The 13,555-nt window shown below is 70.7% G+C and carries 13 protein-coding genes; 12 read left to right on the top strand and 1 reads right to left on the bottom strand.

The genetic code is table 11. From position 1 onward, the window contains the following. Nucleotides 1-165: 165 nt before the first annotated feature. Entirely contained in the window at nt 166-1,374 is a 1,209-nt protein-coding gene (locus JEQ17_RS27460) for a sensor histidine kinase (protein ID WP_200397691.1), read from the bottom strand. 375 nt (nt 1,375-1,749) lie between these two features. On the opposite strand from JEQ17_RS27460, the gene JEQ17_RS27465 reads away from it, so the two are divergent. The 12 genes from JEQ17_RS27465 (at nt 1,750) to JEQ17_RS27520 (ending at nt 13,554) form a co-directional block, all read left to right on the top strand. Further along, a complete protein-coding gene (locus tag JEQ17_RS27465) occupies nt 1,750-2,190 on the top strand; it encodes an NADH-quinone oxidoreductase subunit A (protein WP_383390091.1) in 441 nt (146 codons plus the stop codon). Next, nucleotides 2,181-2,831 (top strand): NADH-quinone oxidoreductase subunit B, encoded by a 651-nt coding sequence (locus tag JEQ17_RS27470; RefSeq protein ID WP_200397692.1) that lies wholly within the window; start codon nt 2,181-2,183, stop codon nt 2,829-2,831. Before JEQ17_RS27465 ends, JEQ17_RS27470 begins: the two co-directional genes overlap by 10 nt. Further along, nucleotides 2,828-4,225: an NADH-quinone oxidoreductase subunit C gene (locus JEQ17_RS27475; protein ID WP_200397693.1), complete on the top strand. Its 1,398-nt coding sequence runs from the start codon at nt 2,828-2,830 to the stop codon at nt 4,223-4,225. The genes JEQ17_RS27470 and JEQ17_RS27475 overlap by 4 nt, the downstream gene beginning before the upstream one ends. Then, nucleotides 4,222-5,190, top strand: coding sequence for a complex I subunit 1/NuoH family protein (locus JEQ17_RS27480; protein ID WP_200397694.1), 969 nt, complete (start codon nt 4,222-4,224; stop codon nt 5,188-5,190). The genes JEQ17_RS27475 and JEQ17_RS27480 overlap by 4 nt, the downstream gene beginning before the upstream one ends. 2 nt (nt 5,191-5,192) lie before the next feature. Beyond that, entirely contained in the window at nt 5,193-5,876 is a 684-nt protein-coding gene (locus JEQ17_RS27485) for a NuoI/complex I 23 kDa subunit family protein (protein WP_234048388.1), read from the top strand. After that, nucleotides 5,873-6,580 (top strand): NADH-quinone oxidoreductase subunit J family protein, encoded by a 708-nt coding sequence (locus JEQ17_RS27490; protein WP_234048389.1) that lies wholly within the window; start codon nt 5,873-5,875, stop codon nt 6,578-6,580. The genes JEQ17_RS27485 and JEQ17_RS27490 overlap by 4 nt, the downstream gene beginning before the upstream one ends. Beyond that, a complete protein-coding gene (nuoK, locus tag JEQ17_RS27495; protein ID WP_055614644.1) occupies nt 6,580-6,972 on the top strand; it encodes an NADH-quinone oxidoreductase subunit NuoK in 393 nt (130 codons plus the stop codon). Before JEQ17_RS27490 ends, nuoK begins: the two co-directional genes overlap by 1 nt. After that, complete coding sequence (locus tag JEQ17_RS27500; RefSeq protein WP_200397695.1) at nt 6,969-8,963, top strand: NADH-quinone oxidoreductase subunit 5 family protein; 1,995 nt, start codon at nt 6,969-6,971, stop codon at nt 8,961-8,963. The genes nuoK and JEQ17_RS27500 overlap by 4 nt, the downstream gene beginning before the upstream one ends. A gap of 6 nt (nt 8,964-8,969) precedes the next feature. Next, nucleotides 8,970-10,544 (top strand): complex I subunit 4 family protein, encoded by a 1,575-nt coding sequence (locus tag JEQ17_RS27505; RefSeq protein ID WP_200397696.1) that lies wholly within the window; start codon nt 8,970-8,972, stop codon nt 10,542-10,544. Further along, nucleotides 10,541-12,052 carry an NADH-quinone oxidoreductase subunit N gene (locus tag JEQ17_RS27510; protein WP_200397697.1) on the top strand — a complete coding sequence of 504 codons (1,512 nt, stop codon included), beginning with the start codon at nt 10,541-10,543 and terminating at the stop codon, nt 12,050-12,052. Before JEQ17_RS27505 ends, JEQ17_RS27510 begins: the two co-directional genes overlap by 4 nt. Before the next feature lie 243 nt (nt 12,053-12,295). Further along, the gene (gene htpX / locus JEQ17_RS27515; RefSeq protein WP_200397698.1) at nt 12,296-13,159 is read left to right on the top strand and encodes a zinc metalloprotease HtpX; all 864 of its coding nucleotides are present in this window, start codon (nt 12,296-12,298) and stop codon (nt 13,157-13,159) included. Then, nucleotides 13,156-13,554 carry a YccF domain-containing protein gene (locus JEQ17_RS27520; protein ID WP_200397699.1) on the top strand — a complete coding sequence of 133 codons (399 nt, stop codon included), beginning with the start codon at nt 13,156-13,158 and terminating at the stop codon, nt 13,552-13,554. The genes htpX and JEQ17_RS27520 overlap by 4 nt, the downstream gene beginning before the upstream one ends. The last annotated feature ends 1 nt before the right edge of the window (nt 13,555 follow it).

The following is a 13,555-nucleotide window of genomic DNA, read 5'->3' on the forward strand; positions in this document are numbered from 1 at the left end:
GTGACCGGGGCGAATACAGGCGGGCACGTGCGTGCAGGCGGGCGTGCGCGGCCCCGGGCAGGAGGGCGCGAGGTCCATGTCCACGCCCGTCCTGCCGGCTCCGCCCGTCCCGCCTGCTCCGCCCGCGTCATCTGTCCTGCTGTCCCACCTGTCCTGCTGTTCCGCCTACTCGACCTGTTCCGCCTGTTCCACCCGGTCCCGCCATGGGAGTTCCGCCGTGATCGTCGTCGGTCCGCCCACCGGCGAGTCGATGACGAACAAGCCGTCCACCGCGCCGAGCCGGTCGGCCAGTCCCGCCATTCCCGTGCCGCCGTCGAGGGCGGCCCCGCCACGGCCGTCGTCCCAGACCTGTATGAGGAGGCGGTTGTCGGAGCGCCACACGTCGACGGACGCGGACCGCGCCCCGCTGTGCTTGCTGACGTTCTGAAGGAGCTCGGAGACGGTGAAGTACGCGATGCCCTCGATGGCGGCGGCCGGCCGCATCGGCAGATCGGCGGTCACCTTCACCGGCACCGTGCAGCGCGAGGCGACGGAGGACAGCGCGGCGTCCAGACCGCGGTCGGTGAGGACAGCGGGATGGATGCCGCGGGCCAGATCCCGCAGTTCCTGCAGGGCCAGCTTCACCTCGCCGTGCGCCTCGTCGACCATGGCGGCGACGGTCTCGTCGGCCTGGCCCTCCAGCAGCTTCTCCTTCGCCAGGCCGAGGCCCATCGCGAGGTTCACCAGCCGGGCCTGCGCCCCGTCGTGCAGATCGCGCTCGATGCGCCGCAGGTCGGCCGCGGCCGTGTCGACGACCACTCCCCGGTCCGACTCCAGTTCGGCGATCCGCCGCTCCAGTTCGTCCGAGGGCGAGAGCAGGCCGCGCACCATCGCCCTGTCCGCGTTGGTCAGTCCCCGCGCGATGTACGGAAGTACCGGCCAGAGCACGAACAACGAGACCAGAGTGATGGTGAAGGTGAGCACGCCCCACGGCAGCCGCATGAACTCGTACAGCACCGTGCGCCAGCCGACCGGATCCTTCAGCGCCATCCACAACTGTGCGAAGAACCCGCCCCGCCCGCGCAACGGCAGCGGGCTCGGCTCGTCGATCCGCACCCCGAGCAGCCCCCTGGCCCGGCCCCGCTCCAGCTTGCCCAGCTGGCGCGCGCCCAACAGGCCGGCCGCGAGCAGCGGAAACCCGATCACCGTCAGGGTCAGGAAGGCACCCGTGAACAGCACGGTCACCACGTACGTGAACCCGACGAGCGACACCGGCAGGTTGGCCAGGAGATGCGCGATCTCCTTCCAGGTGTGCCGGTCGTACGCGAAGCGCGCGGGTGGTGGCCGGTCGGTGCCGCCGTCCGAAGTGTCGGCGGCCAGGATGCGTTCGGTCATAAACGCCACCCTGCCGGGCCGCGGGCCGCTGCGCCATGAGGTGGGCCGCCCGGATCCCCTGGGGAAAACCCCACCATCCGGGAGCGCTCCCGCGAGGACGGCCGGGAAGACGGCCGGAGGGACGGCGGGGACGACGACCGGAGGACGACCGGAAGTCGGCCGGAAGACGACCGCAAGTCGGCCGGAGGACGGTCGAAAGACGGCCCGAGCGCGGCCCGGGGAAGCCGTCGCGTCATGCCTACCCGTGACGGGCTGCTTACCGTCTCTTTATCAGGCCCTAGACTCCGGTGCGTACAGATCGTCGAACGCGGCGCATCGCACGGCGCGCGCGTAGTCAGTACGGGGTCATACGAGGTCAGGGAGCGAGGGGCGGACGTGCCGGAACCGACCATGGTCGTGGCGACCGGGACCGCTGGGGCCGCCGAGACAGCCGGGACCGTCGTCGCGGCGGACTATTTCGAGTCCTATTCGGTCGTCGGACTGCTCGCGGTGATCGGCGTGCTGTTCGTCGCCGTCGCCTTCGGAGCGGGCCGTCTGCTGCGGCCCGTAGTGCCGACGCCCGAGAAGCTCATGACGTACGAATGTGGCGTCGACCCCGTCGGCGAAGGCTGGGCCCACACCCAGGTCCGCTACTACGTCTACGCCTTCCTCTATGTGATCTTCGCCGTCGACTCGATCTTCCTCTTCCCCTGGGCGACGGTCTTCGCCGCACCGGGCTACGGCGCGGCGACGCTCGTGGAGATGTTCATCTTCCTCGGCTTCCTGGCCGTGGGCCTGCTGTACGCATACAAGAAGGGCGTCCTCACATGGACGTGACCCGTCCGCAGCCGGACGCGACCTCCGAGCCCGTGCTCCTGCCGGAACCGAAGCGCCTGGGCGCGCTCGCCCGCCTGGCCCCCGAGCCGATGAAGGTGGTCCTGAACTGGGGCCGCCGCTACTCGCTCTGGGTCTTCAACTTCGGCCTCGCCTGCTGCGCGATCGAGTTCATCGCCGCGTCGATGGCCCGCCACGACTTCATCCGCCTCGGCGTCATCCCGTTCGCGCCCGGCCCCCGCCAGGCCGACCTGATGGTCGTGTCCGGCACGGTCACCGACAAGATGGCCCCGGCCGTGAAGCGCCTCTACGAGCAGATGCCCGAGCCGAAGTACGTCATCTCCTTCGGCGCCTGCTCCAACTGCGGCGGCCCGTACTGGGACTCGTACTCCGTGACCAAGGGCGTCGACCAGATCATCCCCGTCGACGTGTACGTCCCCGGCTGCCCGCCCCGGCCCGAGGCCCTCCTCCAGGGCATCCTCAAGCTCCAGGAGAAGATCGCCCGGGAGTCGCTGGGGGAGCGCTACGGAACCTCCCGCCCCTCCACGGCCGCCCTCCGGAGCGGCCTCGTACAGCCGCCGTCCGCGCAGCCGTCGACGCACACCCCGTCCACCCGACCGCCGGCCACGGGGGACGCCCGATGACCGGTTGGCTCCCCGCCCCCGTCGAGGAACTCTTCGGCCCGGACACCACGGCCGAGGAGTCGTACGAGGTCCTGACGGTCGACGTGCCTCCGACGTCCTGGCTCGCCTCCCTGGAGGCCGCGCGCGACGTGCTCGGCTGTACGTACTTCGACTGGCTGAGTGCCGTCGACGAACCCGGCACCGGTTTCCGCGTCTCGGCCCACGTCGTCGCCCTCGCTCCGGTCCGCCGCCTCCTCGTACGGACGACCGTCCCGCACGACGCCCCCGAACTCCCCTCCGCCGTCGAGGTCTACGCGGGCGCCGCCTGGCACGAACGCGAGACCCACGAGATGTTCGGCGTCGCCTTCGAGGGCCACCCCGGCCTCGATCCGCTCCTCCTTCCCGAGGGTTTCGAGGGTCACCCCCTCCGCAAGGACTTCGTCCTGGCCGCGCGCGTGGTCAAGGCATGGCCGGGCGCGAAGGAACCGGGTGAGTCGGAACACGGCGGCCCGAAGCGCCGCCAGATGCTCCCGCCGGGCGTTCCCGACCCCAACGAGTGGGGCCCCCTCAAGGGCCAACTCCCCCCGGCCCCGGCCCGCCCGGCCCGAGGCACGGCCCGCCCGCCCGGCGACCGCCCGGTACGCCGTGCCCGCACAACGGGCGAGGGCTCAGCAAGCCAGACGGCTGCGCCGGGCGCGGCTGCTGGGGGTGCCGCGTCCCCGGGTGCGGGTGCGGGTGCGCAGGCTGGGGGTGCCGTGTCCGGCGGTGCGCAGGCTGGCGGTGCCGTGCCCGGCGGTGCGCAGGCTCGCGGCGCCGGCGGTGCGGAGGCTGGTGGTGCCGTCTCCACGGAGGGCAGCGGGGCGGGAGCGGAGGCTCGGCGCACGGCCCGTCGGGCCCGCAGCGTGAGCGAGGGCTCGGCGCCGCAGCGCCGCACCGACTCCTCGGCCACCGAAACTGCGTCATCCTCTGCCGCGGAGGCTGCTCCGGCACCAACACCGGCCGACGGCGCCGAGACCGCACCGGCACCGGCATCAGAACCGGCCCCGGCACCGGCGCCGACGTCCCCGCGCAGAGCGCGCACCGCGGGCGAAGGCTCGGCGTCACAGCGCAAGGCACCTGCCTCGCCTGGCACTCCTGCCGCACCCGCCGACCAATCCGGCAACGACCGGTCGACCGGCCCGGCGCGCGCCCGCAGCTCGGACGCCCCCTGGCACCACGCACGCCCCGCCTTCGACGAGGCCGCCCAGGACTCCACCACGGAGAAGCCGCCACCGACCGAGCAGCCGGCACCGGAACCCGAGGGCGCCCCGGAATCCGAGGCAACCGAGCCCTCGGAAGCCGCTGAAGCCGACTCCACGCCCGCCCCCGACCCAACCCCCACCGACGACGAAAACTCCCCAGGAGGCCGGCAGTGAACGACGTGCTCGACGTCGCCCTGCGACTCCTGATCGTCTTCGTCGTGTTCCTCACCTTCCCGCTGATCGTCGGTCAGACGGAGCACAAGGTGATGGCCCACATGCAGGGCCGCCTCGGCCCCATGTACGCGGGCGGTTTCCACGGCTGGGCCCAACTCGTCGCGGACGGGGTCAAGTTCGCCCAGAAGGAAGACATCGTCCCCGCCGGCGCGGACCGCCGAATCTTCCAGCTCGCCCCCGCCGTCGCCCTCCTCCCGTACCTCCTCGTCCTCCTCGCCATCCCGATCGGCCCGGGCGAGGGCGCGGTCGGCGAGGTCATCGACGCGGGCATCTTCTTCGTACTCGCCGTGATGGGCGTGGGCGTCCTCGGCTCGCTCATGGCGGGCTGGGCCTCGGCCAACAAGTTCTCCCTCCTCGGCGGCCTCCGCACCGCCGCCCAACTCCTCGCCTACGAACTCCCGATGCTGCTGACCGCCGCCTCGGTCGCGATGGCGGCGGGCACGGTCTCCCTCCCCGGCATCGTCGACGCCTTCGAGTGGTGGTGGCTGCCCTGGCAGATCGTCGGCGCGATCGTCTTCTTCGTGGCGGGTCTCGCCGAACTCCAGCGCCCGCCCTTCGACATGCCGGTGGCCGACTCGGAGATCATCTTCGGCGCGTACACCGAGTACACGGGCCTCCGCTTCGCGCTGTTCCTCCTCGCCGAGTACGCCGGAATCGTCGTCCTGTGCGGCCTGACCACCGTGCTCTTCCTGGGTGGCTGGCACGGCCCGTGGGACGCCGACGGCCTCGGCTGGGTCTGGACCCTGCTGAAGACGGCCGCCCTCGCCTTCGTCGTCATCTGGCTGCGCGTCACCTACCCCCGCCTGCGCGAGGACCAGCTCCAGAAACTCTCCTGGACCCTCCTCGTCCCCCTCTCCCTCGCCCAGATCGCCCTGACCGGCGTCGTGAAGGTGGTGATCTCGTAACCATGGCTGAGTCCCTCCCGCCCACCCGTCCCCGCATTCCCGGCTCCGGCCTCGCCAAGGGCCTGGCGGTCACCCTCCGCACGATGACGAAGAAGACCGTCACCGCGCAGTACCCGGACGCCCAGCCCGAACTCCCGCCCCGCACCCGAGGTGTCATCGGCCTCTTCGAGGAGAACTGCACGGTCTGCATGCTGTGCGCCCGTGAGTGCCCGGACTGGTGCATCTACATCGACTCCCACAAGGAGACGGTCCCGCCCGCCGCCCCTGGTGGCCGCGAGCGCAGCCGCAACGTCCTCGACCGCTTCGCCATCGACTTCGCCCTCTGCATGTACTGCGGAATCTGCATCGAGGTCTGCCCCTTCGACGCCCTCTTCTGGTCCCCCGAGTTCGAGTACGCCGAGACCGACATCCACGAACTCACCCACGAGCGCGACAAACTCCGCGACTGGATGTGGACCGTCCCGGCCCCGCCCGCCCTCGACCCCGGCGCCGAGGAGCCCAAGGAGATCGCCGCCGCCCGCAAATCCGCGGAAAAGCTGGCCGCCGCAGCCCAGGCCGAACCCACACCCGAACCCACACCCGAACCCACACCCGAACCCACACCCGAACCCGGAGCCGCGCCCGGGACTGGACCCGGTTCCGCCCCGCAGGCCAGGCCCACCGATCCGCAGGGCGGTGAATCGTGACCCTCGCCGCAGCCACCGTCATGGCGGCCCACGCCACGACCACCTCCGCCGCCTCCGAATCCCAGGGCTTCCTCTCCCCGACCGGCGTCGAGATCGCCTTCCTCCTCGTCGGCCTGGTCACCTTCGGCGCCGCGGTCGTCACGGTCACCACGAAACAGCTGGTGCACGCCGCCCTGTGGCTGGTGGTGGCCCTCGGCGGTCTCGCCGTCGAATACCTCCTTCTCACGGCCGAGTTCATCGCCTGGGTACAGGTCCTCATCTACGTCGGTTCCGTCGTCGTACTCCTCCTCTTCGGTCTGATGCTCACCAGGGCCCCCATCGGCCGCTCCCCAGACGCCGACTCCGGCAACCGCTGGGCAGCCCTGACCGTGGCGATCGCCGCGGCGGCCGCCCTCGTGTGGGTCGTCGTCGACGCCTTCCGGACGACCTGGATCGACCTGGACGGCGCCGCCGCCGGCTCCACCGAGGTCACCGGCGCGAGCCTCTTCCAGAGCTGGGTGCTCCCCTTCGAGGCCCTCTCGGTCCTGCTGCTCGCAGCCCTGGTCGGCGCGATCGTCCTGTCCCGCAAGGCAAAGGCGAACGCGGCGACCACCCCGAGCACCCGGCCCGACGGCACCCGAAACAACGGCACCCGAAACGACGGCACTCGGACCGACGGCCCCGGAAACGACACCCCCCGGAGCGACAAGGAAGGCGCCCGCTGATGCACCTCGCCTATCCCGCCGTGCTCTCCGCCCTCCTCTTCTCCACGGGTCTGTACGGAGTCCTCGCGCGCCGCAACGCGATCCTGGTCCTGATGTCCGTCGAGCTGATGCTCAACGCCGTCAACCTCAACCTCGTCGCCTTCGACGTCTGGCTCAGCAAGACCGCCCAGGACACCCTCCACTCCGGTCAGGCCCTGACCCTGTTCACCATCGCCATCGCCGCCGCCGAGATCGGCATCGGCCTGGCGATCGTCCTCGCCGTCCACCGCAACCGGGGCACCGCGGACATCGACAAACTCCGCGACACCGCCGAGACCGACGACGACTCCGAGCCCGACGACTCCGGCGCCGCCCGTCCCGAACCGGCCGAGAAGGCTGAGGCCACCGCGTGACCACGACCACCCTCGCCGTCCTCGTCCCCCTCCTCCCGTTCCTGGGCGCCGTGGCCGGCCTGCTCCTGGGCCGCACGGCCCCCGGTTTCGTACGCCCTCTCGCCGTGCTGCCCCCGCTCGCGGCCCTCGGGCTCGCCGTCGTCGTCGCCGTACGACAGGGCGGCGACCAGGCGGTGAACGCCGCCACCGAGCTCACCCCCACCGGCTCGGTCCCCATCGAACTCGCCCTGCACATCGACGGCTTCGCCGCCCTCGTCGCCGTGCTGGTCGGCCTGGTCGCCACCTGCGTGCAGATCTACTCGACGGGCTATCTGCGCGACGACCCGCGCTACCCCTCGTACGCCGCTCTCGTCTCCCTCTTCACCTCCGCGATGCTGCTCGTCGTCTACTCCGGCGACCTGATGGTGCTGCTGGTCGGCTGGGAGATCATGGGCATCTGCTCGTACTTCCTCGTCGGCCACTACTGGGAGACCCCGGAGGCCCGCGCTGCCTCCCTCAAGGCCTTCCTGGTCACCAAGCTCGGTGATGTCCCCTTCCTGATCGGCCTGTTCGCGCTCGCCACCGACGCCGGGTCCTTCCGCATCACGAAGATCCTCGGCAACGTCGCGAGCGGCGGACTCGACCACCCGACCCTGATCGCCCTGCTGCTCCTGGCCGGTGTGGCGGGCAAGTCGGCGCAGTTCCCGCTCCACACCTGGCTCCCCGACGCGATGGCGGGCCCCACCCCCGTCTCCGCGCTGATCCACGCCGCGACGATGGTCGCCGCCGGTGTCTACTTCATCGCCCGGCTCCTCCCGGTCTTCGCCGCCTCCTCGGCAGCCCTGGTCGTCCTCGCCGTCATGGCCGCCGTCACGATGGCCGGCTCGGCCCTCGCCGCGCTCGCCCAGGACGACATCAAGCGCGTCCTCGCGTACTCGACGATCGGCCAGCTCGGTTACATGACCGGCGCCCTCGCCGTCGGCGACCGCGGTGCCGCCGTCTTCCACCTCCTCTCGCACGGCGCCTTCAAGGCGCTGCTGTTCCTCGGGGCAGGCGTGATCATCCACGCCGCCGGCACCAACTCCCTGGCCGCCATGTCCCGAATGAAGGACCTGCGCGCCCGCGTCCCCGACGCCTACTGGACGATGACCGTGGCGCTCCTCGCGCTCGCCGCGATCCCGCCCTTCAGCGGCTTCTTCACCAAGGAGGCCGTCCTCGGCGCCGCCGAGCACGTGGCCACCGGCCACGCCGAGGGCATCCCCGGCGCCGTCGGCTGGATCGTCCTCGTCGCCGGCCTGGTCACGGCCCTGCTCACCGCCGCGTACGCGATGCGCCTGTGGCTCCTCGCCTTCCGCGGCCATGGACCGGAGGCCCCCGACCACGGCCGACAGCCCATCGCCATGAACGCGGTCCTCTGGGTGCTCGCCGTCCCGTCGCTGGCCTTCGGACTCGCCACCGGCCCACTGCCCGACTGGTTCGACGGACGCGACCTGACCCCGACCCTCACCACCTCCGTGCTGGGCACGGGCGTGGCTCTGGTCGGCGGCATCATCACGTACGGCGCCTGGCGGCACACCATGGCCATGGCGGCCCGCGTACCGATCGGTGCGGTCGCGGCCCACCCCGAGGGGGACGCCGGACTCGTCGAGGCCGAGGCCATCGCCAGCCACGCGCCCGCCTACGGGGACGTGGCCTCCGCGCCCGACCCGGCGGACCCGGGCCGCCTCCTGCTCGGCCCGCTGCACCGCCACGCGGCCGTCGGCTTCCACCTCGACGCCGTCTACGCGGCCCTCTTCGTCCGCCCGGTCCAGGCCGCAGCCACACTCGTACGGTTCCTCGACCGCGAGGTCGTCGACACCTACGTACGCGGCGCGGGCGCCCTGCCCCGCTGGCTCGGCACGGCCGTCCGGCGCGCCCAGACCGGCAATCTGCAGACCTATGTGAGCGCGCTGCTCGCCGGCACCGTCGTCCTGGTGGTCGCCGCCCTCCTCGTCGCCACCGCGGGAGCGTGAGCAGGCGTGATCGATATCAGTGAATCCGTGATGCAGGTCCTTCTGGCGTTCATCGTCGTCGGCCCGCTCATCGGTGCCGCCGCGGCTCTTCTGCCGGCCCCGCCCGGGCTGAAGGGGAAGTCGCCCGACCAGGCCGTGCTGCGGCACGGCGTGACCGTCACCGGTGCCGTGCTCATCGCCGCGATCGTCCTGACGCTGGGCTTCGACCACGACCATCCGTCGAAGATGCAGGCCACGACGGACATCAGCTGGATCCCCGCACTCGACGTGCGGATCCACCTCGGCATCGACGGCATCTCGCTCCCCCTCCTCGTGCTGACCGCGCTGCTGACCTTCCTCTGCGCGCTGTACTCCTACTTCAAAATGCCGGCGGGCCCGTCCCCGAAGGCATTCGTGGCACTCGTCCTCGTTCTCGAGTCCGGCACGCTCGCGACCTTCGCCGTCCTCGACCTGCTGCTGTTCTTCCTGGCCTTCGAGATGGTGCTCATCCCGATGTACTTCCTCATCGCCCGCTGGGGCGGTGAACAACGGCAGGCCGCCGCTTGGAAGTTCATCCTCTACACACTGCTCGGTTCCGTCGTCATGCTGCTGGGCCTGCTCCTGATCGGAATCAAGGCGGGCACATTCGACATGGTGGCACTCGCCACTGACAATCACCCGGCGCTGACCACATCGGTGCAGGTCATCGCCGTTCTGGCGATCGGGATCGGGCTCGCGGTCAAGACGCCGATGTGGCCGCTCCACAGCTGGCTGCCGGACGCGCACACCGCCGCACCGACCGTCGGCTCGGTCCTGCTGGCCGGCGTCCTGCTGAAGATGGGTACGTACGGATTCGTCCGGATCCTGCTGCCCATCACGCCGGACGGCATGAGCACGTTCGCGCCCTACCTCGCCGCCTTCGCGGTCGTCGGCATCATCTACGGATCCCTCGCCTGCCTCGCCCTCGCCAAGCAGGGCGCGAAGGGCGACCTCAAGCGCCTCATCGCGTACTCCTCCGTCGGCCACATGGGCTTCGTGCTCCTCGGCATCGCGTCGATGACGCCGACCGGCGTGAACGGCGCGCTGTTCGCCAACATCGCCCACGGCCTCATCACCGGCCTGCTCTTCTTCCTGGTCGGCGCGCTCAAGGACCGCACGGGCACGACCGACCTCGACACCCTCGCGCAGCAGACCGGCGCCGCTCTCTACGGCAAGGCCCCCCGGCTCGGCGGCCTGCTCGCCTTCGCAGCCGTCGCCTCGCTCGGTCTGCCGGGTCTGGCCGGGTTCTGGGGCGAGATGCTGGCCCTGTTCGGCGCGTTCGACCCCGCCGACGACCTCAACCGCCCCGCGTTCCTGACCTTCATGACGATCGCCGCGTTCGGCACCCTGCTCACCGCCGCGTACATGCTCGTCGTGGTCCGCCGCGTCTGCATGGGCGCGGTCACGCAGGAAGGGCCGAAGCTCGCCGACGTCCAGTCGTACGAGTTCGCCGCCTGGACCCCGCTCGTCGTCCTGACCGTCATCGCCGGGCTCTGGCCCAAGGCACTCCTCGGCCTGACCGACCCGGCCGTGCAGCAGCTCTTCGCAGGAGGCACCCGATGAGCTCCCAGGCCCAGTCCCTGGTCCAGTCGGTCGACTGGCTCGCGATCGCGCCGCCCACCATCGCGGCGGTCGTCGGACTCGTGGTGCTCGTCGCCGACCTGTTCGTGGGAGACAACAGGAAGGCCCTGCTCGGCTGGGTCTCGGTCGCCGGACTCGCCGCCTCCGCGCTCATGCTGCTGCCCCTCCTGGACGGCGACCGCTCCACCTTCTGCCTGACGGGCGACGCCGCCGTCTGCAGCTACACCGCGGACCGGTTCACGCTGGTCATCCAGTTCCTCGTGCTCGGCGGCGCACTCCTCGCGGCCCTCCTGTCGATGACCGCCCTCAAGGACGCCGACAAGGAACTCCCCGAAGGGGAGTTCTGGTTCCTGCTGCTCTCCTCCGCTGCGGGCGCCGCCCTGCTGCCCGCCTCCCGCGACCTCGCGACCCTGATCGTCGCCCTGGAGGTCGCCTCCCTGCCCGCCTTCGCCCTCGTCGGCATCAAGCACGGCGACAGGAAGTCCTCCGAAGCGGCCCTGAAGTTCTTCCTGTCCTCGGTCACCGCGACCGCCGTGAGCCTCATGGGCATCAGCTTCGTCTACGCGTCGACGGGCACCCTGTACCTCACCGAGATCGCCACCAGGATCGAGAACGTCGACGACCAGCTGCAGACACTCGCCCAGGCGGGCGTCGTCCTCACCCTGGTCGGCTTCGCCTTCAAGACCGCCGCCGTTCCCTTCCACTTCTGGGTACCCGACACCTACGTAGGAGCGCCTCTGCCGGTCGCTGCCTACCTGTCGGTCGTCGGCAAGGCGGTCGGCTTCTCCGGGCTGATCCTCGTCACCGTGATCGCCCTCCCGTCGTACGCCGACGTCTGGGGCCCGGCACTCGCCGCCCTGGCCGCGCTCACCATGACCGTCGGCAACGTCGGCGCCCTCAGACAGCAGTCCACGCGCGCGTACAGCGCGGTCCGCCTGCTCGCCTGGTCCTCCGTCGGCCAGGCCGGCTACCTCCTGGTGCCGATCGCCGCCGCCGCGTACTCCGAGGACGCCGAGAAGGCCATCGGCTCCACCGTCGCGTACGCCCTGATGTACGCCGCGGTGAACCTCGGCGCCTTCGCGGTGGCCGCCCTTGTGGCCCGTACGAAGCCGCTGAACCGCGTCAGCGACTACCGGGGCCTGTACGCCTCACGGCCCCTCGCGGCGCTCGTCCTCGGCTTCTTCCTGCTCTGTCTCGCGGGGCTGCCGCCGGGCATCATCGGCCTCTTCGCGAAGGTCACCGTCTTCTCGGCCGCCGTCGACGCGGGCCTCGGCTGGCTCGCCGTGGTCATGGCCGTCAACGTCGTGATCGCGCTCTTCTACTACCTCCAGTGGACGACCCTCCTGTTCCGCGCCCCGGAGGGCGAGCCCGAGACTCACCGCGTCCCGGCCCCTCTCACGGCCGCGATCGCCCTGACCGCCGTCCTCGGGATTGCCCTCTCCGGAGCACCCCAACTGGTCCTGCGCTTCTCCGACACCGGCCTCTTCTGACCGTCGCCGCCCCAAAGCGTGCTCCACGCGCGCGTGGAGCATCCGAGCCCCACGCGCGCGTGCGATGTCCCCCTTCGTCACCCGGACGGCCCACGCGCGTCGCCGCGCGCACAAGGGAACTAGTGCTTCCCGCCTGGCGTTGACCAGTACGGGAGGGTCCACTGGACCGTGGAGCCACGGACCAGTGACGTCAGAGATCGACAAGCAAAGGGTTCCCCTGCCGCACCACTTGGAGGGCGTACCGTGCACCGCCGGCACAACGGGCTCAGGACCGCCGTACTCCTCGGGGGACTGTCCGCACTCATCATCGGCATCGGCAGTTTCTTCGGGCGTACGGGCCTCGTCGTCGCACTCGTCATCGCGATCGGCACGAACGCGTACGCGTACTGGAACAGCGACAAAATGGCTCTACGCGCGATGCGCGCGCGCCCGGTGAGCGAGTTCGAGGCCCCGGCCCTGTACAAGATGGTCCGCGAGCTCTCCACACAGGCCCGTCAGCCCATGCCCCGGCTGTACATCTCCCCGACGGAGGCGCCGAACGCGTTCGCGACGGGCCGCAATCCGCGCAACGCCGCCGTGTGCTGCACCGAGGGCATCCTGCGCATCCTGAACGAGCGGGAGCTGCGCGGCGTCATCGGCCACGAACTGAGCCACGTCTACAACCGCGACATCCTGATCTCGTCCGTCGCGGGCGCCCTGGCCTCCGTCATCATGTTCCTGGTCAACTTCGCCTGGCTGATCCCGATCGGGCGATCCAACGACGACGACGGCCCCGGCATCCTCGGCATGCTGTTGATCATGATCCTGGGCCCGCTCGCCGCCTCCCTCATCCAGCTCGCCATCAGCCGCTCCAGGGAGTACGAGGCGGACGCTTCGGGCGCCCAGCTCACCGGCGACCCGCTGGCCCTCGCGAGCGCCCTGGGCAAGCTGGAGGCCGGCACGAAACAGCTTCCACTGCCTCCGGAGCCGCGCATCGAGACCGCAAGCCACATGATGATCGCCAACCCCTTCCGTCCGGGCCAGGGACTCTCCAAGATGTTCTCTACGCATCCGCCGATGGCGGAGCGCATCGCCCGGCTCGAGCAGATGGCAGGTCGTAACCAGTGAAGACAATCCTGAACATCATTTGGCTCGTCCTGAGCGGCTTCTGGCTGTTCCTCGGCTACGTGTTCGCGGGCGTGCTGCTGTGCATCACCATCATCGGCATCCCGTTCGGCATCGCGGCCTTCCGTATCGCCGTCTACGCGCTGTGGCCGTTCGGCCGGACGACGGTCGAGCGCCGTGACGCGGGCGCGCCGTCCTTCATCGGCAACATCCTGTGGGTGATCCTCGCCGGCTGGTGGCTCGCCCTCGCCCACATCGTGACGGGCTTCCTCCAGTGCATCACGATCATCGGCATCCCTCTGGGGCTCGCCAACTTCAAGCTGATCCCGGTCTCCCTGTTCCCCCTGGGGCGCGAGATCGTACGTACGGACCAGCCGTTCGCGTCGTCGCGCTGGTAGG

Origin of the sequence: Streptomyces liliifuscus (genome assembly GCF_016598615.1) — a bacterium.
GTDB lineage: Bacteria > Actinomycetota > Actinomycetes > Streptomycetales > Streptomycetaceae > Streptomyces > Streptomyces liliifuscus.

What these genes read in the sequence shown, in the direction of transcription:
- JEQ17_RS27460 (WP_200397691.1), bottom strand. Translation starts at nt 1,374, where the DNA reads ATGACCGAACGCATCCTGGCCGCCGACACTTCGGACGGCGGCACCGAC.
- JEQ17_RS27470 (WP_200397692.1), top strand. Translation starts at nt 2,181, where the DNA reads ATGGACGTGACCCGTCCGCAGCCGGACGCGACCTCCGAGCCCGTGCTC.
- JEQ17_RS27475 (WP_200397693.1), top strand. Translation starts at nt 2,828, where the DNA reads ATGACCGGTTGGCTCCCCGCCCCCGTCGAGGAACTCTTCGGCCCGGAC.
- JEQ17_RS27485 (WP_234048388.1), top strand. Translation starts at nt 5,193, where the DNA reads ATGGCTGAGTCCCTCCCGCCCACCCGTCCCCGCATTCCCGGCTCCGGC.
- nuoK (WP_055614644.1), top strand. Translation starts at nt 6,580, where the DNA reads ATGCACCTCGCCTATCCCGCCGTGCTCTCCGCCCTCCTCTTCTCCACG.
- JEQ17_RS27510 (WP_200397697.1), top strand. Translation starts at nt 10,541, where the DNA reads ATGAGCTCCCAGGCCCAGTCCCTGGTCCAGTCGGTCGACTGGCTCGCG.